The sequence below is a fragment of the Cutibacterium namnetense genome (assembly GCF_001642025.1).
Classification (GTDB): domain Bacteria; phylum Actinomycetota; class Actinomycetes; order Propionibacteriales; family Propionibacteriaceae; genus Cutibacterium; species Cutibacterium namnetense.
The window spans coordinates 93,633-113,492 of the sequence record NZ_LWHO01000005.1 but is presented as its reverse complement, the minus strand read 5'-3'; the positions used below and the strand labels follow the sequence as shown (position 1 = coordinate 113,492).

At 59.5% G+C, this 19,860-nt stretch carries 18 protein-coding genes and 1 pseudogene; 10 read left to right on the top strand and 9 right to left on the bottom strand.

Features of this window, described 5'->3' with window-relative positions:
- Positions 1 to 125: 125 nt before the first annotated feature.
- Positions 126 to 1,445, top strand: coding sequence for a sialidase family protein (locus A5483_RS07490; RefSeq protein WP_063811422.1), 1,320 nt, complete (start codon positions 126 to 128; stop codon positions 1,443 to 1,445).
- Here A5483_RS07490 and A5483_RS07485 read toward each other — a convergent pair.
- The 8 genes from A5483_RS07485 to A5483_RS07450 all read right to left on the bottom strand — a co-directional run bounded on the left by A5483_RS07485 (position 1,394) and on the right by A5483_RS07450 (position 11,316).
- On the bottom strand, positions 1,394 to 2,320 hold the full coding sequence (locus tag A5483_RS07485) for a COX15/CtaA family protein (RefSeq protein WP_063811447.1): 927 nt from the start codon (positions 2,318 to 2,320) through the stop codon (positions 1,394 to 1,396). The genes A5483_RS07490 and A5483_RS07485 overlap by 52 nt on opposite strands.
- Positions 2,317 to 3,108 carry an ABC transporter permease gene (locus tag A5483_RS07480; RefSeq protein ID WP_193790457.1) on the bottom strand — a complete coding sequence of 264 codons (792 nt, stop codon included), beginning with the start codon at positions 3,106 to 3,108 and terminating at the stop codon, positions 2,317 to 2,319. The genes A5483_RS07485 and A5483_RS07480 overlap by 4 nt, the downstream gene beginning before the upstream one ends.
- A complete protein-coding gene (locus A5483_RS07475) occupies positions 3,083 to 3,817 on the bottom strand; it encodes an ABC transporter ATP-binding protein (protein ID WP_063811446.1) in 735 nt (244 codons plus the stop codon). Before A5483_RS07475 ends, A5483_RS07480 begins: the two co-directional genes overlap by 26 nt.
- Before the next feature lie 43 nt (positions 3,818 to 3,860).
- On the bottom strand, positions 3,861 to 6,344 hold the full coding sequence (locus tag A5483_RS07470; protein WP_063811420.1) for a sodium-translocating pyrophosphatase: 2,484 nt from the start codon (positions 6,342 to 6,344) through the stop codon (positions 3,861 to 3,863).
- A gap of 201 nt (positions 6,345 to 6,545) precedes the next feature.
- Entirely contained in the window at positions 6,546 to 7,574 is a 1,029-nt protein-coding gene (locus A5483_RS07465; protein ID WP_063811419.1) for a LacI family DNA-binding transcriptional regulator, read from the bottom strand.
- Between the two features lie 28 nt (positions 7,575 to 7,602).
- On the bottom strand, positions 7,603 to 8,508 hold the full coding sequence (locus A5483_RS07460; protein ID WP_002549986.1) for a sugar ABC transporter permease: 906 nt from the start codon (positions 8,506 to 8,508) through the stop codon (positions 7,603 to 7,605).
- Positions 8,508 to 10,112 (bottom strand): ABC transporter permease subunit, encoded by a 1,605-nt coding sequence (locus tag A5483_RS07455; RefSeq protein ID WP_063811418.1) that lies wholly within the window; start codon positions 10,110 to 10,112, stop codon positions 8,508 to 8,510. Before A5483_RS07455 ends, A5483_RS07460 begins: the two co-directional genes overlap by 1 nt.
- A gap of 97 nt (positions 10,113 to 10,209) precedes the next feature.
- Complete coding sequence (locus tag A5483_RS07450) at positions 10,210 to 11,316, bottom strand: sugar ABC transporter substrate-binding protein (protein ID WP_042843147.1); 1,107 nt, start codon at positions 11,314 to 11,316, stop codon at positions 10,210 to 10,212.
- On the opposite strand from A5483_RS07450, the pseudogene A5483_RS11405 reads away from it, so the two are divergent.
- The 9 genes and pseudogenes from A5483_RS11405 to A5483_RS07410 all read left to right on the top strand — a co-directional run bounded on the left by A5483_RS11405 (position 11,300) and on the right by A5483_RS07410 (position 18,480).
- Positions 11,300 to 11,615, top strand: a pseudogene (locus A5483_RS11405) (hypothetical protein). The gene A5483_RS07450 and the pseudogene A5483_RS11405 overlap by 17 nt on opposite strands.
- Before the next feature lie 203 nt (positions 11,616 to 11,818).
- The gene (locus A5483_RS07445) at positions 11,819 to 12,583 is read left to right on the top strand and encodes a helix-turn-helix transcriptional regulator (protein WP_002550005.1); all 765 of its coding nucleotides are present in this window, start codon (positions 11,819 to 11,821) and stop codon (positions 12,581 to 12,583) included.
- The gene (gene sufB / locus A5483_RS07440; RefSeq protein WP_063811417.1) at positions 12,580 to 14,028 is read left to right on the top strand and encodes a Fe-S cluster assembly protein SufB; all 1,449 of its coding nucleotides are present in this window, start codon (positions 12,580 to 12,582) and stop codon (positions 14,026 to 14,028) included. Before A5483_RS07445 ends, sufB begins: the two co-directional genes overlap by 4 nt.
- A 160-nt stretch (positions 14,029 to 14,188) precedes the next feature.
- Positions 14,189 to 15,289 (top strand): Fe-S cluster assembly protein SufD, encoded by a 1,101-nt coding sequence (sufD, locus tag A5483_RS07435; protein WP_042843146.1) that lies wholly within the window; start codon positions 14,189 to 14,191, stop codon positions 15,287 to 15,289.
- The gene (locus tag A5483_RS07430) at positions 15,289 to 15,612 is read left to right on the top strand and encodes a non-heme iron oxygenase ferredoxin subunit (RefSeq protein ID WP_002550050.1); all 324 of its coding nucleotides are present in this window, start codon (positions 15,289 to 15,291) and stop codon (positions 15,610 to 15,612) included. Before sufD ends, A5483_RS07430 begins: the two co-directional genes overlap by 1 nt.
- A gap of 6 nt (positions 15,613 to 15,618) precedes the next feature.
- On the top strand, positions 15,619 to 16,386 hold the full coding sequence (gene sufC / locus A5483_RS07425; RefSeq protein ID WP_063811416.1) for a Fe-S cluster assembly ATPase SufC: 768 nt from the start codon (positions 15,619 to 15,621) through the stop codon (positions 16,384 to 16,386).
- A 2-nt stretch (positions 16,387 to 16,388) separates the two neighbouring features.
- Positions 16,389 to 17,630, top strand: a complete 1,242-nt coding sequence (locus tag A5483_RS07420; protein WP_042843145.1) for an aminotransferase class V-fold PLP-dependent enzyme — start codon at positions 16,389 to 16,391, stop codon at positions 17,628 to 17,630.
- On the top strand, positions 17,627 to 18,127 hold the full coding sequence (gene sufU / locus A5483_RS07415; protein ID WP_002549997.1) for a Fe-S cluster assembly sulfur transfer protein SufU: 501 nt from the start codon (positions 17,627 to 17,629) through the stop codon (positions 18,125 to 18,127). The genes A5483_RS07420 and sufU overlap by 4 nt, the downstream gene beginning before the upstream one ends.
- Positions 18,124 to 18,480: a metal-sulfur cluster assembly factor gene (locus A5483_RS07410; RefSeq protein ID WP_063811415.1), complete on the top strand. Its 357-nt coding sequence runs from the start codon at positions 18,124 to 18,126 to the stop codon at positions 18,478 to 18,480. Before sufU ends, A5483_RS07410 begins: the two co-directional genes overlap by 4 nt.
- A gap of 65 nt (positions 18,481 to 18,545) precedes the next feature.
- Here A5483_RS07410 and A5483_RS07405 read toward each other — a convergent pair whose 3' ends face one another.
- Positions 18,546 to 19,835 carry an SLC13 family permease gene (locus A5483_RS07405; RefSeq protein ID WP_063811414.1) on the bottom strand — a complete coding sequence of 430 codons (1,290 nt, stop codon included), beginning with the start codon at positions 19,833 to 19,835 and terminating at the stop codon, positions 18,546 to 18,548.
- Positions 19,836 to 19,860: the final 25 nt, after the last annotated feature.

Below are 19,860 nucleotides of genomic sequence, written 5' to 3'. Positions count from 1 at the left end.
AGCCTGATCATAACCGCCAGGTAGGTATTGCTGGCAGGCGTCCTTGCGGTCCTTTAGCATATCAATTTGACCCCTACCGCAACGGGCAGTAGGACGCGTCAACACCACATGCAAAGGAGCATGGCATGACCAGCACCAAGAAACTGAGCGTATTGGCCATCGCGGGGACCTTGGCCGTTACGGGGATCACGGCTATCACCGGGACGTCCTTGATGACGGCCCCGGCCATGGCATCCGACAACGCTCTGGGCCCTATCGTAGATTTGGCCGTCAATGAGAATCCGGCTGGTGTCTTTTATCGTATCCCGGCCCTGACGATCGCTTCGAACGGTGATTTGCTGGCCTCCTACGATCTGCGGCCGGGTAGCGCCGCCGATGCGCCCAATCCCAATTCCATCGTGCAGCGCCGCTCCCGCGACAACGGCAGGACGTGGGGTCCCCAAACTGTCATCCATGCCGGGAGTCCGGGCCTCCAGAAGGTGGGATACTCCGATCCTTCCTATCTCGTCGATCCAGCCACGGGTCACATCCTCAATTTTCACGTGAAGTCCTACGACAGGGGGTTCGCCACATCAGAGGTAGGCACGGACCCGGCGGATCGTAATGTGCTGCACACCGAGGTCTCCACGTCGACCGATAACGGACACACCTGGACTCATCGGGACATCACGCGCGAGATCACCCCGGATCCCACCACTCGAACACGGTTCGTGGCATCGGGGCAGGGCATCGTGTTGCTACACGGCCCCCATGCCGGGCGCCTCATCGCCCAGATGACGGTGCGCAACAGTGTCGGCCAACAGGCCCAGTCGATCTATTCTGATGATCACGGTCTCACCTGGCATGCCGGAAACCCGGTGGGCCGAATGATGGATGAGAACAAGGTGGTGGAACTGTCCGACGGCACCCTCATGCTCAATTCCAGGGATGCAGCCCGTTCCGGCCGGCGCAAGGTGGCCTATTCCCACGACGGTGGCCGAACCTGGGGGCCAGTGAGGCTGGTCGATGACCTCATCGACCCCACCAACAACGCCCAAATCATTCGGGCCTATCCCCAGGCCGGGGCCGGATCGGCGAAAGCCAGGATCCTGTTATTCACTAATGCCCGCAATGCCACGCAACGGGTGAACGGTACCCTGTCGGTTTCCTGTGATGACGGACGAACATGGGCCAGGCACCAGACCTACATGCCCGGCGAAGTCGGATACACCACCATAGCGGTGCAGTCCGACGGAGCATTGGGCGTGCTGTGGGAACGTGATGGGATTCGATACTCCACCATCCCGATCGGGTGGTTGAACTCTGTGTGCTTGTCTGCGCCTTCCGGGAGGCCGACTGCTAGAAAGCCAAGTCCTGACACATCTCTTCGGGCTATCGCGGCCCCCTCTTCTCCTCACCGGGATGTCTCGTCACGCCCCACCGGTTTGCCGCGCACCGGTGTCTGAGCGCTAGCCAGAACCGGAGAGGGAGTAGGACGCACACTGCACCACAAGGCTCCGATTGCCGCTGCTGTTAAGGAGACGCCTACCATATGCCAAATAACTAGCCACGGGTTAAGGTGGGCGAAATACTGCGAGTATCCGATGATCGCCTGGTAGATCTCCACGGCCACCAAAATAATGCTCCAGCGACGCATCATGGCTAGCTGACGGGTGGTGGCGATGACCAAGCAGGCGATCGTCAGGGCTACCGTGATCCACACCAAGATGCCGTGCAGTCGTGCGACGGTTTCAATGTTGAACCCAGTGCGAGCTGAGCCCGAGTCACCGGCGTTGGGCCCCGATCCCGTCACTATCGTTCCCAGCCACATGACTGCACACATCATCGCCACCGTGGCTCGCACTAAACCCATCGTCAGTCCGTCAACGGGCTCACTGGAATGGGAACCGGCTAGCCAGATCATCTTGACGTTGACAAGGATTATCGCCACCGACAGCAGCAGATGTAGGGCCACCACGAAGGGATTGAGGCCCACCCGCACTGAAATGCCACCGATGACGGCCTGTAGGGCGATTGAGACCAGGTTGATCCAGGAGAGAGCCAACAGTTGGGCTTTGACCCTGACCCGATAGCAGCGCACGAGAGCGCCAATAGCCACCGCGATAAGCACGAAGGTCAGGAGCCGGTTGCCGAACTCAACGAAGGAATGGATTCCCATCGCCGCGTGCGGGGTGAACGATCCAGCGGTGCAGTGGGGCCAGGTGCTGCATCCCAGACCCGATCCGGTCAGACGCACCACCGCACCAGTTACGACGATGCCCATGTTGGTAACGAGGACTGCGAGGCACCAGCCGTACAGGCGACGATCCCGGGCAGTCATGAGATCCACGTGAACACCTTCCGTGCCAACAGTCCGAGCAGAACCACCCAGACCACCAGGCTTGCTAGCGGCCACCACAGGGTTTGTCCAAGCCCCCAGGCACGCAATGATTCTCCGAGGGCAGCGGTAGGCAGGGCAGCAATGACGGGGCGAATGGCTTTCGGGTAATCCGCCAGCGGCCACACTACGGCCCCAGCAACCAGACCGACGATGTATACCAAGTTTGCCAATCCGAGAGTGACCTCAGCTTTAAGAGAGCCAGCCATTGCCAGTGCCGCGAGCCCAAATGCCAGCATGGCGAGCACGACGCTCATCAGGGCTGGTAGCCAAGCCAGGGTGGACCCATGGGGGCACCAACCCAGCGCCAAGGAAACGATGGCAAGCAGTATCACCTGAGCGAGGCTGATAACGGAATAAGTCATCGCCTTGCCAGCCAGCAGACCCGACCGACCCAACGGAGTTGCGGACAATCGTTCGAGCACTCCGTAACGACGCTCAAAGCCGGTCATGATCGCCTGGGAAGTGAAACATGTCGACCAGATGGCGAGAACCAATACTGAGGGTGCCAAGGCGTCCATCGTCAGTCCGACCCGATCACCAAGGAAGCGTCCGGCAACGATAATCCCGATGGGAATGACGAGGGCCAGCAGCAGCTGCTCCCCGTTGCGCATCACCAGACGCACCTCCGTGACGGCGTGGTTACGTACGCGTGCAGCAGCCGGTGCGGCCTGAGGTGCGGGACGGAAATTGAGTGTCGTCATGTCAGTTCCTCCCTGCGGCGCGGTCACTGGTGTGAGTGAGGAACACATCTTCCAAACTTGACTCAGCGGTGAGTTCTGGCACGGTGCCGTGGGTTGCGACCTTGCCGCGATCGACGATCCAGACGTGATCGGCCAGCCGCTGGGCCTCGTCCATGTTATGGGTAGTGAGTACCACGGAGACCCCATCGTGACGCATTTGCTCAACGATGTCCCAAGTATGGTGCCGGGCGTGAGGATCCATCCCCGAGGTCGGTTCATCGAGGAATACCAGTGTGGGGCGGCCTACCAGGGCAGCGGCGAGGTTGACGGCTTGCTGCTGGCCGCCGGAGAGGCGTCGATAGGTGGTGCGCGCGAACGAGGTAATGGCGAGCGCTTCGATGAGAAGGTCCGGGTCGATGGGATTGGCGTGCAGACCGGCCATGTAGTGCAGTAGCTCGCCGGCTCGGATGCCGCTCCAGGCGCCGGCGCTCTGAGGCATGAGCCCGGTGGCAGCGGCGGCTTCGGGGCTGCCCGGGGCGTGACCGAGCACGTCGATGCGTCCGGAGTCGGGGGAGACGAGAGATGTGCAGCAGCGCATCATCGTCGTCTTACCAGCACCATTGGGGCCCAGTACAGCGGTGATAGCGCCGGTGGCGGCGGTCAGGCTCAATCCATCAAGGGCAGTGATACGACCAAAGGTGACCCTCACCTCCTCGAGAAGTAGGGCTTCTGTTGAAGTGTGAGGGTCCAGAGGCAAAGGGTTTTCTGGCACGACGGCCAGTGTAGAACCCTGCTGCCGATCACAACCTGCTGCCAGCCTCCTTAGCAACGATGCCGAACTCATCGGGGCCCTTCGTCGAGTCAATTCGCATGCCATAGAAGGAGCGGTAGACGAAGAAGCAAGCGACGAGGATGAACACCGTAGCGAGGATGTAGGTCAGCAGACCTGCGCCAATCGACGCTGCTAGCTCCACGGCTAGCAGGCCAAAGAGGGTCGTGAACTTAATGACTGGGTTAAGGGCCACCGATGAGGTGTCCTTGAACGGATCACCGACGGTGTCACCGACCACCGAGGCGTCGTGCAGCTCAGTGCCTTTGGCATCCAAGTCCACCTCAACGATTTTCTTCGCGTTGTCCCAAGCGCCGCCGGCGTTGGCCATGAAGATGGCTTGGTAAAGGCCGAAGATGGCAATCGAGATCAGGTACCCGATGAAGAAATACGGATCGACGAAGGCGAACCCGAGGGCTGCGAAGAACACACCCAGGAAGATGTTAAGCATGCCCTTCTGAGCGTATTCGGTGCAGATCTGGACGACCTTCTTGGAATCTTTACTGGAGGCCTTGGTGGCTTTCTCGTCGAGCTGCATATTGTTTTTGATGAACTCGACGGCTCGGTAGGCGCCAGTCGTGACAGCCTGCATCGAGGCTCCAGAGAACCAGTAGATGACGGCGCCGCCGGTGATGAGGCCGAGCAGGAATGGGGCGTGGGTCAGGCCAAGCTTGTTGACCTCGGCAGCATTTGATAAGCCCTCGGTGAGCATCATGATGATTGAGAAGATCATCGTGGTCGCGCCGACCACAGCAGTACCGATGAGCACCGGCTTGGCGGTGGCTTTGAAGGTGTTGCCAGCGCCATCTTGAGCTTCCAAGATGTGCTTGGCAATGTCCCACCTCGGGGTGAATCCGTAGTGCTTCTCGAGTTCGTCGGAGACGTTGGGGATCTCCTCGATCGTTGACAGCTCGTAGACGCTCTGGGCGTTATCGGTCACCGGACCGTAGGAGTCGACAGCGATCGTTACCGCACCCATACCGAGGAAACCAAAGGCGACGAGACCGAAGGCGAAGACTGCCCACTTGACCTCACTCATAGCTCCCATATCGCCCAGGCCCGAACCGGCACCCGAGACGAGGAACGATGCGCCCATGAGGGTGACGATGATGATGCCCAACCAGAATCCGGAGAAGTTGCCGGCGACCAAACCAGACAGGATGTCGAGGGAGGCACCTCCCTCACGGGCACTCGTCACGACCTCACGCACGTGACGGGAATTCGTCGAGGTAAAGGCCTTGACGAGCTCTGGGATAAGGGCACCGGCCAGAGTGCCGCAAGAAATGATGATGGACAGCTTCCACCACATGGTTCCGTCTCCCATTGAACCCAGCATCCACCAGGTGGTCAGGACCGTCAGCAGGATCGACATTACCGAGGTAATCCACACCAGGGAACTCAGCGGCTTTTCAAAATCCATCTCCGACACCGTGCCGTAGCGGGCTTTCGTGACGGCGTTGTTGATGAGGTAGGAGACGAACGACGCGATGAGCATGACCACACGGACGACGAAGATCCACACCAGCAATTGGACCTGCTCCGTCTGATCCGGAACAGCTCCCAGTACGAAGGTGATGAGGGCTACGCCAGTGACGCCGTAAGTCTCAAATCCATCGGCGGATGGGCCGACTGAGTCACCGGCATTGTCACCGGTGCAGTCAGCGATAACACCGGGGTTACGGGCATCATCTTCCTTGATGTGGAAGGCGATCTTCATGAGGTCGGCACCGACATCGGCGATCTTGGTGAAGATACCGCCAGCGATACGCAGGCAGGCCGCGCCGAGGGACTCGCCGATCGCGAATCCGATGAAGCACGGACCAGCGAGGTCGCCGGGCAGCACCAGCATGATGAAGAGCATGAGGGTCAACTCGACGCTGATGAGGACCATACCGATGCTCATGCCAGAACGCATGGGGATGTCGAAGGTCTCCCATGGGGAGCCGCGTAGTGACGCATGGGCAGTACGGGAGTTTGCGAAAGTGTTGACGCGAATGCCGTACCAGGCGACTCCGAATGATCCCGCCATGCCGACCAGGCTAAACATCAAGATGATGAGCACCTTGGCACCCATGTGCTCGAGGAACAGGAAGTACACGACGATAACTGCAGCGATGAAAGCCCATAGCAGCATGAGGAACTTGGCCTGCTGTTTAAGGTAGGTCTTACAGGTCTCGTAAATAAGCTCAGAAACCTCATGCATCGCCTCGTGGACGGGCAACTTTTGTAGCTTGGAATACGTCACTAGGCCGAATCCCAAACCGAACAGGCAAATCACCAATCCGATCCATAACAGGGCGGTTCCGGAGACGTTTCCGACTTGCTCATTGAGAGGGGGCAGTTTCAGATTAGCTTCGCCGCCACCTCCTGCCTTGGTCGCCCCGCCGGAGCCACATCCAGCTAGCGCGAGGGTGGTGAGAAGTACGGGCAGTGCACCGCCAAGTAGGCGTTTCATGGGGCAAATCCCCTTGTTAATCGTGTTCACGATTCTGTCTCTTCCCTGAGAGCTGTCGTGCACCTGCATTAGTGCAGGCCTTACTTCTAACCGTATGACGTGGCGGCCCCCTTGTCAGCACTCAGAGTCGCGATGTGCAGAATGTCACCCGACGGAGCTGCTATCGCTCATAGGCGCAGCGCGGCTCGGTGGCTGCGGCCCTCAAGAGGGATTCGCAGTCGGCACTCGGACTGGCGCCGTCGTGGCCCGGATGACGAGTTCGGGTCGCACCAGACGTTCACCGAGAAAGGCGGTGTCGCCGCGAATTAGCCCCATGAGGGATTGGACCGCCATCGTGGAAATGAGCTCAACGTCTTGACGAAGACTCGTCAGTGGGGGATCGGTGTACCTCATGAGGGCCGAGTCGTCGCACCCAATCACTGATACATCGCGAGGAACCGACAGTCCCTGTGCTCGAGCGGCGCGAATCGCTCCCAAGGCCATCAGATCGGAGCCGCAGATGATGGCGCTGACCCCTTGGCCGAGCAGGTCAACGGCGGCACGAGCCCCGCCGTCAACAGAGAAGACCGTATTGCTGACGGTGACCCTGCCACGTCCGTCGAGCCGACGATTCATGGCAGTCCGCAGAGCTTGCTCCTTGCGTTGCACTGGAACGTATCGGCGTGGGCCGACGGCCAGGCCCAGGTGCTGGTGACCTAACCCAACCAGGTGTGCAACGGCCTGGTCCATGGCAGCCATATCGTCGTCACTGATCTGGGGAACTGCAATGCTGGGGGAGTAGCCGTTGATAAGGACTAACGGCAGTCCGACAGCAATCAGTTCGTGGTAGGTAGAGATATCCGCCGTGGTGTCGGCGTGAGACCCGGATATAACGATGATCCCGGCGACCTGACACGATCGCAGCACCCTGATGTAGTCGTCCTCGCGCATGCCGCCGGGGGCTTGGGTGCACACTGCTGTGGCGTACCCCTCCCTCGCGAGCAGGGTCTCAACGGCTTGGGCGTGGCTCGCGAAGACTGGATTAGTGAGTTCAGGGACGATGAGTCCTACCAGGCCGGTGCTGACGGGCTTGAGATGGGTGGGGCGTTGATACCCCAGGACGTCGAGAGCGGTAAGGACACATTGCCGGGTGGAGCCCGATACTCCCGGCTTGTCGTTTAGGACTCGCGAGACGGTGGCCTGGCTCACGCCCGCCTGGTCGGCGATGTCGGCCAAGGTTGGTCCGCTCATAGTTCCTCTTCTCGGTAACGTGGCAGCGTTATTTGACGGCCCCGCCGGTTAGGCCGGAGACAATGTACTTCTGTAGCCACAGGAACAGCACCATCGGGGGTAGGGCGGCCAGGACAGCGCCGGCTGCGAAGACACCCCAGTTGGAACTGGTCTCGGTGGACACGTACTGATACAAGCCGATGGCCAGGGTGGAGGTGTGCGGATCGGCGCCGAGGATTACCGAGGCCACGACATACTCAGTGAAGGAGCCAATGAAGCTCAGCAAACCGACGACCGCCAGAATCGGGGCTACTAATGGCAGGATGAGGGTAAAGAAAATGCGGGCATGGCCGGCGCCGTCCACTCGTGCTGCCTCGTCGAGGGATTGCGGCACGGTATTGAAGAATCCGTACATGAGGTAGGTATTGGCTCCCAGAGCGCCACCCAAGTAGACCATGATGAGGGCCATTCTTGACCCAACGCCTAACACCGGGTAGATGTCACCGAGCCAGGTGAGCAGCAGGAAAATGGCGACTACCGTCAATAGCTGCGGGAACATCTGTATCAGCATGAGGCTCAGCAGCCCGCCACGGCGTCCCTTGAAGCGCATTCGAGAGAAGCTGTAGGAGGCAAGGGCTCCCAAGAAGACTGTTAGCGCGGCGGTGACAGCGGCGATGACGAGGGTGTTGAGGTACCACTGCCCATAGGGACGCACCGGGTCACTCAGAAGCCTGGAGTAGTTCGAGAAATCGATCTGGGAGAACAGCTTGTTTGAACCAGTCAGGGTGCCACCCGGTGCGAGGGAAGCCGAGAGGACGTAGACCAGTGGGAAGGCCGCGAAGACTACGGCGACGATGCCGAGGAGGTGACGCCACCACTGTGAGTTGAGCCGTTTGGAAAACGAGGTCGGGCGGTTGGCACCTCTGATCGCAGAGGTCACTGTTGCGGTGCTCATTAGTTAATCTCCTCAAGGGACTTGGTCTGGCGGAACCCGAGCCAGGAGATCACGCCGACAATGATGAAGATGATGACGGAGAACGCGCTCGCTAGGCCGTAGTCGCGCCCAGCTTCCGAGAAGGCAACCTTGTACACCATAGAGATAAGGATGTCGGTAGCGCCGACGTCGAGGCTGGTGTCGGTAAACCGGGGACCACCGAGGGTCAGCATGTAGATGAGGACGAGGTTATTGAAGCCGAAGGCGAAGGAGCTGATGAGTAGCGGGGCCAGCGGCACCATGAGCAGCGGAAGCTTGATCTTCGTAAAGGTTCGCCAGGTGCTCGCGCCGTCGATCCGGGAAGCTTCCAGAATGTCGGCCGGGATGGACTGCAGGGCACCCGTCGAGACGATGAACATGTAGGGGAAGCCCAGCCATAGGTTGACGATGAGAACGGCCGCCTTAGCAATCCAAGGATCAGTCAGCCACGGGACCGACGCCCCGCCCAGTAATACCTGGTTGATGAAGCCAAACTGTTGATTGAACATGCCCGACCACACCAGAGCTGACAGGAAGCCCGGGAAGGCGTAGGGCAGCAGGATGAGTATTCGGTAGATCTTTTGTCCTCGCATGGTCGTGTCGTTGAACAACAGGGCCAGGGCTAGGCCGAGAGCGAAGGTGGTGAGTACCGAAAGCACCGCGAATGCGAACGTCCACGCGGTTACACGCAGGAATGGCCCTCGTACCTCGTGGTCGGTGAGAGCCTTCTTGAAATTAGAGAACCCGACGGTGACTTTCCAGCCTGGTTCTAGCGCTTTGCCGGAGGCTGACACGAAATTGCCACGTCCATTGTCTTTGTAGACGGTGCCCTTGTTATCGGTCATCGTTCCGGCCGCCTTGTTGTAGGTCATCGTCGAGGTGAACTCGAAGGCCTGTGAGCCGGTGGTGGTGCGGATGTATCGGGCTGAAGAGTCTTTGGAGACGGGAACTTGCAGCTGAGATATCTCGTTACTGCGTTGGGACACCTCGGAGAAGGGGAGGAGGCGGTAGCCCGGAAGATCCTTGATCGTGCCCAAAGAGTTAAGCTCAGCTCCCTTGACCGGCTTCAGAGGCTGATCTGGGGTGCCAGCCTGCACCCTCCTGGTGCCGGGGTCAACGACGACCAGGGCCAGCTTGCCGTCCTTTTCGGCGACGCTCGAGTGATAGACCGGAGCATTGGGGACGCGTTCCTGGTTGTTGCGTTGGATGGCGGCGATGGCATCGTCGCGGCTGCCGTTGTGGCCGTCGCCATAGTTCGTGAAACCCACGTAGATCGTGTAAGCCATCACGCCCACTGAGAAGATGAGCATGAAGATGATGCCCGGGGCCAGATACTTGGCGGGCAACATCCGGTTGGGCGGTAAGTAAATGACGGTGACGATGACGGCGATAGCAGCGATGCCGACGGCCATCAGGGCCGAACCGTGGGCAATGGCGGTCATAACGCCGTAGACGGCGATGGCGTCGAGGATGCTGAGCAAGGCAATCTTGATGATCCAGGCTCCCAATGACCCGCAGTATTTACCACTTGCTGCGGCGATACGCTTTTCTCGCACCTCGTGGTTGGTGGTTGACGATGGCGACATGATGTGGGGCTCTCCAGTTTCACGGGGTCAGGGGAAACGCCGTCCTTGGCGTTGGGAGGGTGGAGCGCACGATGGCGTACGCCCCCGATATCTGCTATCAGCCCTTCATGATCTTTTCGTCGATAGCCTTGACCATCTTGTCCCAGATAGCCTTTGGGTCAGAAGCCTTGCCGCTAATGATTTCAGCCTGAGCAACGCCCCAGTCGGCCCACACTGAGCCCATGGCCGGGATGTTCGGCATCGGGACGGCTTTCTGACCGACAATACCGAATGCGGCGACGTCTTTATCGGCCTCGGCCTTTTCAAAGGCCTGCTTGTTGGCTGGCGGACGGTTTCCTACTTTGAATAGCTCGGCCTGGACGTCCGGGTTTCCTATGTACTCGACGAGGAATTTTTGGGTGGCGACCGCGTTCTTGGTCTTGGCGCTCATCCAGAATCCTTGGACGCCGACGAACGGTGTGGCGGACTGATCGCCGGCCGAGGGGATGTCGCTGATCTCGTACTTGATGTTGGCCTTCTTGAAACTGTCGAGGTTCCAGGGCCCGGTGAGGATGAATGCTGCCTGGCCTTTTGCGAACAGATCTTTTGAGATGTCCTGGGAAATATTCAGGTTGAAGTTCTTGCTCTTGCCCTGATCGGCTAGCCAGGACGCAAACTTATCGCCATTGGCACCGCCCATGGCAACCTTGCTGGAATCGAATCCGTTGTCCTTGAGCCTAAAGACTGGAGCCCCGAAAGAGGCTTGGAATGGGTACAGGTGGTACGGATCGGACTGTTTGGGATCCAAGCCGACAAGAAAGGGGTACTTGGCCCCGGAATTCTTGCCCATATCGATCATCTCGTTGAAGGTCTTCGGAGCGTTCTTGGCGAATGTGGTATTGCGAACCAGGGCAATGTTTTCAGTGGCGTACGGGACACCGTAGATTTTGCCGTTGACGGTGAAAGCCTGGACGGCAACGTCTTGGTAAGCGGAGGTATCACCGAGCTCCAGGGGAGCGACAACGCCATTTTGGACCATGCGCCCGGTGGCGTCGTGGGCGGCGATGGTGGCGTCGGGGCCCTTGCCGGTGGGTACCTGGGTGATGAAGTCGTCGGGAATTTGGGCAAAGTCCTTGACGGCCAGCTTGACGGTGACGCCGGTATCGGATTTGAACTGTTCGGCAACTTTGCGCAAAACGGGTTCGCGGTTGGAGTCGGTCCACACCAGGATCGATCCGGCGGCTCCAGCTGCGGAGGAGCTTTTACCTGATGTCGAGGAGGTGGATGGTGAGGGAGAATCGTTGCCACCACATGCGGACAGGACGCTGATGGCAGCAGCACCGAGGCTTCCCAGGAGCATTGAGCGACGGGTGATGTCGGACATGGGGGTTACACCTTTCGAGGCAGCTCGACGCTCATCGTCGAGCAAGGGCTCTTGCATGAGAAGGACACTTCGTTGTCACGGCCTTGCAAGCTGACGCAATTCTTGCAAAATCTTTCATTGGTGTCCAGGGGTCGATCTGAGGTTTTGCTGCCCCGCTGTGCGCTGTGAGATTGAGCGCGCCTTGGCCGGGTGCGCTGGGTTAGTGCCGGTTGTGCTTGTGCTGTCTTCGTGTCTCGGGGGTGGCGCGTCGGCGATTGGCGGGCTCTAAGAGGGCGTGGTGTTCGCTGTTTTCGCTTAGGGTTAACTTACTTGCACCAGTCGCCTTTTAGGCAACAATGGAGTTGTGAAAAATTCGACCGACACCGAGGTGGCCGTCGCAGGTCGCGACGTCGTCGGCGAGCACAAGCAGGAGATCTCGGACAACTCCACGAGGGATCGTGTGATGTCGTCCATCCTGCACAATGGCCCGTCGACGGCCAGCGAGCTAGCCGATCGTCTCGGTCTGACAGCGGCTGCGGTGCGTCGTCATCTCAGCGCTCTTGTGAGCCACGGCCTCGTAGATTCCCGTGAGAAGAGGGTTTTCGGAACTCGCGGAAGGGGTCGTCCTTCCCGCGTGTTCTTCCTGACCGATCATGGGCGGGCCGACTATTACACCGCTTACGACGACTTGGCGATATCGGCCCTTCGACAGCTTGCCAATGCAGCAGGCCCTTCTGCCCTCGACGCGGTCGCTAAGGCTCGAGTCGATGACATTGAGTCGCGTTACCGTGCGCTGCGTCAGACGCGGCCTGACGAAGTCCCAGCTCAATTGCTGGCTGAGGCCTTGTCGGCTGACGGCTACGTGGCCACCATTCAACCGGCTGGTGCGGGGCAACAGATCTGTCAACACAATTGCCCAGTGGCCGAAGTGGCCAAGGTATTTCCGCAGCTATGTGAGGTTGAAACCCAGCTGTTTTCGGAACTCCTCGGGTCCCACGTCCAGCGGTTGGCGACGATCGCCCACGGCGATGGGGTATGCACCACCCACGTTCCCGTCGATGTTGAGATTACCCGTCGAGCCCTGGCCGAGCCGTCCAAGCGTCCATCCATCCGAAAGGATCATTCATGACCCAGGTTGACCCTCCCGCAAGCCTCCCGGGCGCCGGTGCCAGCCAGGACGAACACCTGGCTGCCCTGAGCGGCTACAAATATGGCTGGCATGACTCTGACGCTTACGCCGCTGCTTCCCGGCGCGGACTGTCCGAGGATGTGGTGCGCGGTATCTCGGCTATGAAGCATGAGCCGCAGTGGATGCTTGACATGCGTCTTAAGGCCCTCAAGCTTTTCCAGCGCAAGCCGATGCCGACATGGGGTGTTGACATCAGCACGATCGACTTCGACCAGATCAAGTACTTCGTGCGCGCTCAGGAGCGTCAGGCGGCGTCTTGGGAGGACCTACCCGCCGATATTAAGAGCACTTACGACCGTCTGGGCATCCCGGAGGCCGAGAAGGATCGACTGGTTGCCGGCGTTGCGGCCCAGTACGAGTCTGAAGTGGTCTACCACAAGATTAACGAGGAGCTCGGCAAACAGGGCGTCGTCTTCCTGGATACTGATACTGCACTCAAGGAGGAGCCGGAGCTCTTCCGCGAGCACTTTGCCAGCGCTGTGCCGCTTGGCGACAACAAGTTCTCGGCCCTCAACTCGGCGGTGTGGTCGGGTGGTTCCTTCATATATGTGCCGAAGGGCGTCCACTGCACTATCCCGCTGCAGGCCTACTTCCGTATGAATACCGAGAATCTCGGACAGTTCGAGCGGACCCTGATTATCGTCGATGAGGGTGCGTACGTCCATTACGTCGAGGGCTGCACCGCCCCGATCTATAAGTCGGATTCGCTGCACGCCGCGGTCGTCGAGATCATCGTCAAGAAGAACGCTCGCTGTCGCTACACGACCATCCAGAACTGGTCGAATAACGTGTACAACCTCGTCACCCAGCGTGCCTATGTCGAAGAGGGCGGCACGATGGAGTGGATTGACGGCAACATCGGTTCTAAGGCCAACATGAAGTACCCGGCCTGCTACCTCATGGGTCCCCACGCCAAGGGAGAGGCACTGTCGGTTGCTTTTGCTGCTGAGGGCCAGCACCAGGATACCGGCGCCAAAATGATCCATAACGCCTCCTACACCTCGTCGACGATCGTCTCTAAGTCGATCTCGCAGGGTGGGGGACGTTCCGCCTACCGCGGCCTAGTTGCCGTCGGTAAAGATGCCCACCACTCGTCTTCGGCCGTGCGCTGTGACGCCCTGCTCGTTGACGATATCTCGCGGTCGGACACCTACCCCTACAACGACATCCGTACTGACGAGGTGTCGATGGCTCACGAGGCCACTGTCTCCAAGGTGAGCGAGGACCAGCTGTTCTACCTCATGCAGCGTGGTCTGACCGAGGAGGAGGCGATGGCCATGATCGTGCGCGGATTTGTCGAGCCCATCGCCAAGGAGTTGCCGATGGAGTATGCCCTGGAGCTCAACCGACTCATCGAACTGCAGATGGAGGGCGCGGTCGGCTGATCCGACCTCAGCACCAACGAACCCTACTTTTTCGAGAAAGAGAGACACCGCGTTGAGCGCACCAGTTGCCGCGCCCCACAAGGGCCACAACGTCGCCATCGAAGGCGACGTCGAATCCCATCTGCACCCCACCCCATCGTGGGAGATCGCTGATCACCCCATGCCCACCGGGCGCGAGGAGATCTGGCGGTTCACCCCAATTAAGACCTTCACGCCGGTTCTGTCTGAGGTCGCCCTCGAGTCAAGTCAGGAGGCCAACGCAATCGACGTTGACGTCCAGGGGGCTGACGGCATCACCATCACCGAGCTGGCCACGAGCGAGTTGAAGGGATTGGCCGAGACCCCGCAGGACCGGCTGTCGGCCTTGGCTGCCGCTGACCCCCACGCCGTTAATCGCCACGTTGTCATCCCCGCTGAGGCCTCCTTCAAAGCTCCGGTTGAGGTCGTTGTCACCGGTCGCAGCAGTGATATCCCCTGTCATCACAACGTGGTCATCGAGATCGGTAACCATGCCGAAGTCACCGTCATTGTGCGTCATCGTGGCGTGGCTCACCTCGGTGAGAACTGGACCTTCCGTATTGGCGACGGTGCACATGCCACTGTGCTTTTCGTCCAGGAATGGGACGACGCTGCTATCCACGGGGCTCAGATCTCGTTCGAGATTGGTCGCGACGCCACTGTCCGCACCGCCCAGGCCAGCTTTGGCGGCAAGGCCGTGCGCATCTGTCAGACGGCCTCCTATTGCGGTCCCGGCGGCAACCTGACCCAGCTCGGCGCCTACTTCGCCGATGCCGGTCAGCACATCGAGCACCGGTTGTTCGTTGATCACGACGCCCCCAGCACCGAGTCTCACGTGGACTTCCGTGGCTGCTTGCAGGGTAAGGATGCGCACTCAGTGTGGATCGGTGACGTACTTATCCGTCCGGTGGCGGAGGACATCGACACCTATGAGTCCAACAAGAATCTCGTCCTCACCGAGGGCTGCCGTGCTGACGCGGTACCAAACCTGGAGATCCAGACCGGCAATATTCGCGGTGCCGGGCACTCAGCCTCCACTGGACGTTTCGACGCTGAGCAGCTGTTTTACCTGCAGTCGCGTGGTGTCGAAGAGGCTGAGGCTCGCCGCCTTGTCGTGCACGGTTTCTTCACCGACATCGTCCGCAAGATCGACGTGCCCGAGATTTCTGAGGAGCTTGTGGCTCGCATTGAGGCCGAACTTGTCGAGAGCCTCGGATCCTCCACCTCGGTGGAGGAGGACTGATGCCCGTCGTCACTACTGTCTCGGCCCTGAAGGAGAATTCTCCGCAGGAGTTCGAGGTTGACGGCACCGACGTCGTCCTGGTGCGCACCAATGGCGAGGTCTTCGCCGTTGGAGCTATATGTACCCACGCCGAGGTGCCGATGGTCGATGGAGAGGTCGTCGATTGCGGCTTGGAGTGCTACATGCACGGCTCCTTCTTCGACTTGCGCACCGGGGAGCCACGTAGCCTCCCTGCCACTGAACCACTTCCCGTCTACCCCGTGACTATCGACGGCGACGACGTTCTCGTCGACGTCGTCAATCCCATCACCAAGGAGTCCTGAACCACCATGGCAACCCTGCAGATCAATGACCTTCACGTCGACGTTGAGACCGAGGCCGGCCCCAAGCAGATCCTTAAGGGAGTCGACCTGACCATCAATTCCGGAGAGGTCCACGCCATCATGGGCCCGAACGGTTCGGGTAAATCGACCCTGGCATACACCCTGGCCGGTCACCCTAAGTACACCGTCACTGGTGGTTCCGTCACTCTCGATGGTGAAGATCTCCTGGCCATGACCGTCGACGAGCGTGCTCGTGCCGGCCTGTTCCTGTCGATGCAGTACCCGGTCGAGGTACCCGGCGTCTCCGTCGCTAACTTCCTGCGCACCGCCCGCACTGCTATTGAAGGCCAGGCCCCAAAGCTGCGCACTTGGGTCAAGGAGGTCAACGAAGCCTTGACCCGGCAGGAGCTTGATCCAGACTTCGCTGAGCGTTCTGTCAACGAGGGATTTTCTGGCGGCGAGAAGAAGCGTTCCGAGATGGCTCAGTTGGAGCTACTGCACCCGAAGTTCGCCATTCTTGACGAGACCGACTCTGGTCTAGATATCGACGCCCTCAAAGTCGTTGCCAACACCGTTAACCGCTACATGACCGATCCAACTCACGGTTTGATGCTTATCACCCACTACACCCGCATCCTGCGCTACGTGAAACCCACTCAGGTTCACGTCTACGTCGACGGCCGCGTCGCCGCCACCGGTGGTCCGGAGCTGGGCGAGGAGCTTGAGGCTGAGGGCTATGAGAAGTACCTGTCTGCTGCCAAGGCCAACAGCTGATGATGAGCTACGACGTCGAGAAGATCAGGAAAGATTTCCCTATCCTGTCCACCAGGGTGGGGGAGTACCCGTTGACGTACCTCGACTCGGCTAATACTTCTCAGAAACCTCAGGTCGTCATTGATGCCCTGGGTGAGCACTACGCGCGGCACAATGCCAACGTCGCACGGGCCATGCACCAGCTCGGGCTGGCGGCCACCCAGGCTTATGAGGGCGGGCGGGAACGCATCGCACGGTTTATTGGGGCGGCGCGTCCCGAGGAAGTGGTGGCTCTGTCGAATGCGTCCGAAGCCCTTAACCTGTGCGCGTACACCCTGAGTGAGCGCCTCGGTCCTGGCGACGAGGTCGTTATCTCGGTGATGGAGCACCATTCCAACCTGGTTCCGTGGCAGATCGTCTGTCAGCGTACCGGTGCCACCCTGAGGTGGTTCGACATCACTGCCGACGGCCGGCTCGATCTTGACAAGGCCGAGGCGGAGGGGCTCATTAATGAGCGCACCAAGGTTGTCTCGTTAACCCTGGCCTCCAATGTGTTGGGGACGATTAACCCCATCGCGAGGATCGCCGAGCAGGCCCACCTAGTTGGGGCCGTCATGGTCGTCGACGCATCTCAGGCCGTGCCTCAGATGCCCGTGGACGTGACGACCTTGGGCGCTGATTTAGTGGCCTTCACCGGGCATAAGATGTGTGGCCCCACCGGTATCGGTATCCTGTGGGGCCGCTACGATCTGCTCGCCGAGCTGCCGCCCTTCCTCGGCGGTGGCGAGATGATCGAGGTCGTGCGCATGGAAGGGTCGACCTACGCCGAGCCTCCGCACCGGTTCGAGGCTGGTACTCCGCCGATCGCGCAGCTTGCTGCTCTCGGGGTGGCCGCCGACTACCTAGACGGCATCGGAATGGAAGCCATCGCCGAGCACGAGCATGAGCTGGCTACTCGGATGCTCGAGGGGCTCCAAACCGTCAAGGGGGTGCGCATTCTTGGGCCGATCGACGCCACCGCCCGTACCGGAACGGTGTCGTTCACCATCGAGGGAGTGCATCCGCACGACGCGATGAGCATCATGGATGGTCACGGTGTCGCGGTGCGAGGTGGACACCACTGCGCCAGGCCTTTGCACGAGAGACTGGGAATACAATCTTCCCTTCGTGCGTCGTCATACCTGTACTCCACTACCGACGAGGTAGACCGCCTCGTCGAATCTGTCGAGTACGCTCGGAACTTCTTCGCCGGAGGTGCGGCATGAATGTCGAAGAGATGTACCAGCAGATCATCCTGGACCACTACCGGGAGAAGCATCACAGCGGTCTGCGTGAGAACTATGACGCTGAGGTGACTCAAGTTAATCCGTCTTGTGGGGATGAGTTGTTGCTGCGGGTTCACCTGGATGGCGATGTTATTAGTGACGTGTCTTATGACGCTGTGGGGTGTTCGATTTCTCAGGCGTCGACTTCTGTGATGTCGGATCTTGTCATTGGTAAGACTATTGGTGAGGTGCAGGAGCTTTATCGGGGCTTTCAGAAAATGATGCGCTCGCGTGGCACCGTCGAGCTTGACGAGGATATCTATGAGGATGCCGTCGCGTTCGAGGGGGTTGCCAAGCTCATGGCTCGGGTGAAGTGTGCGATGCTCGGCTGGTCGGCTCTAGAGGATAGTTTGCTTAAGGTGACTGAGGGTTCTGCGGAGAAGGTTGGTTCTGGTTCGGGTGCTGATGTTAGCGAGACGAAAGAGGAGAGTCGATGAGTGAAGAAGATGCGTTGCCTGCCCAAGAGGTGACGTTGACGGCTATGCCGACCGTCGACGATGTCATTGAGGCGTTGAAGGACGTCATTGACCCCGAACTCATGGTTAATGTTGTTGACCTCGGTCTCGTGTATGGGGTCAATATTGATGACGAGGGTAATGTCACTATCAATATGACGTTGACGAGCCCTACTTGTCCGCTGACTGATCGGCTGGAATACGACACTCAGACTGTGTTGGAGGGGATTGTGAAGTCCGTGACGATCAACTGGGTATGGTTGCCGCCGTGGGGTCTGGAGCGCATCACCGACGATGGTCGGGCGCAGCTCCAGGCAATCGGCTTTAACGTCTAAGTCTCAAGCCCTGCCACTACGGGAGTGAGGCCGTAGTGGCAGGTGTGTCACTCGAATCGACGGAATCACGGAAGTCCGAGGACGCCGAACAGGAGCAAGCAGACTACGCCGCCGACGACTGACATCGACAGACCCCAGATGAGAAGGTTGCGGAAGAGTTTTCGCTTATCGACCGTGCTTGCCGCCGTCGCCAGGCACAGGGCGCCGAAGAGGGACAGGGGTGAAGTGTCGACCAGGTGGGACCCTACACAGATGGAGGTGATCAGGGATGCCGGATCGCCTCCGCCCATCTTCGCGATGATACCGGGAACCATCGGTAGAAACATTGGCAGGACGACCCCTGAGGAACTCGAGTAGGCCGAGATAATTCCACTGAATAGGGCCAGGAAGCCATTGGCTGTGATCGGAGTCGAGATGGTGCCGATGGACTTAGTGATGATGGCTAAGCCGCCAGCCGCATCCATGATGCTGATGATCATCGACATTCCGCCGACCATGATGATGACTCCCCATGGCATGTTCTTCACGGCCTCGTCGTCATCGGCGATCGTGAAAATGACGAAAATGGCTCCAAGGAAGAATGCCGTCATTCCAACATCCCAACCGAAGAAGAGCACCATGACAATGAGCACGACTATGGCGGCGACTGTGACCCATTGCTTGAGATTCATGGGGGCCGGCTTGGGCGCTAGATTGTCGATGGACACCTTCCCGGATTTCTGGGCTCGCATCCATTTCGCTCCGCCGAAGATGAAGAATCCGCCGAAGTTGATGAGGGTCTGTGCGATGAACGACCACGCGTAGATGGTCCACGCAAAGGTCGTCGTCATCGTGATGCCTAGCTGGCCCGACATCTTCTCGACGAGGTTGTTCGTGATGATGCCAGTCGGTGCGATGGGGGAGAACGCGGCGCCATCGGCGGCGCCGACGACTAGGAGGGTCATGGCGAAGGCGTTGAGGCCGATGCGATCGGCTAAGGCCATACACACCGGGGCCATGAGCACGACAGTGGGGATGTTTCCGGGGCCGGCGGTGGTGATGGCGGCGATGAGGAAATAGATGATGATGGGGATGAGTGCGGTATTGCCTCTGGCTAGCCGAACGGCGTGGGATGTGATTTTCTCCATGGTGCCGTTGACCTGGGCACAAGAGAACATGAAGGTCACGCCCACGAGGGTCATGAACATGTTGACTGGCCAGTTTGCCTGGACTTCTTTGAGGGGTATGTGCAACATGCCGACGCCCAGGGCCAAGGCGGCGGCAACGCCGAGGATGCCGACGTTGAGGTCGCGGAAACAGGATAGAGTAACTATTGCCGCGACAACGATGAGGGATACTATTGCTGGAGCGGTCATGGCTGTCTCCAATGGACGGTGATTC

Bases quoted from the DNA above. Each gene is read 5' to 3' on its own strand.
- A5483_RS07490 (WP_063811422.1), top strand. From the start codon at position 126: ATGACCAGCACCAAGAAACTGAGCGTATTGGCCATCGCGGGGACCTTG.
- A5483_RS07485 (WP_063811447.1), bottom strand. From the start codon at position 2,320: ATGACTGCCCGGGATCGTCGCCTGTACGGCTGGTGCCTCGCAGTCCTC.
- A5483_RS07470 (WP_063811420.1), bottom strand. From the start codon at position 6,344: ATGAAACGCCTACTTGGCGGTGCACTGCCCGTACTTCTCACCACCCTC.
- A5483_RS07465 (WP_063811419.1), bottom strand. From the start codon at position 7,574: ATGAGCGGACCAACCTTGGCCGACATCGCCGACCAGGCGGGCGTGAGC.
- A5483_RS07460 (WP_002549986.1), bottom strand. From the start codon at position 8,508: ATGAGCACCGCAACAGTGACCTCTGCGATCAGAGGTGCCAACCGCCCG.
- A5483_RS07455 (WP_063811418.1), bottom strand. From the start codon at position 10,112: ATGTCGCCATCGTCAACCACCAACCACGAGGTGCGAGAAAAGCGTATC.
- sufB (WP_063811417.1), top strand. From the start codon at position 12,580: ATGACCCAGGTTGACCCTCCCGCAAGCCTCCCGGGCGCCGGTGCCAGC.
- sufD (WP_042843146.1), top strand. From the start codon at position 14,189: ATGCCCACCGGGCGCGAGGAGATCTGGCGGTTCACCCCAATTAAGACC.
- A5483_RS07430 (WP_002550050.1), top strand. From the start codon at position 15,289: ATGCCCGTCGTCACTACTGTCTCGGCCCTGAAGGAGAATTCTCCGCAG.
- sufC (WP_063811416.1), top strand. From the start codon at position 15,619: ATGGCAACCCTGCAGATCAATGACCTTCACGTCGACGTTGAGACCGAG.
- A5483_RS07420 (WP_042843145.1), top strand. From the start codon at position 16,389: ATGAGCTACGACGTCGAGAAGATCAGGAAAGATTTCCCTATCCTGTCC.
- sufU (WP_002549997.1), top strand. From the start codon at position 17,627: ATGAATGTCGAAGAGATGTACCAGCAGATCATCCTGGACCACTACCGG.
- A5483_RS07410 (WP_063811415.1), top strand. From the start codon at position 18,124: ATGAGTGAAGAAGATGCGTTGCCTGCCCAAGAGGTGACGTTGACGGCT.
- A5483_RS07405 (WP_063811414.1), bottom strand. From the start codon at position 19,835: ATGACCGCTCCAGCAATAGTATCCCTCATCGTTGTCGCGGCAATAGTT.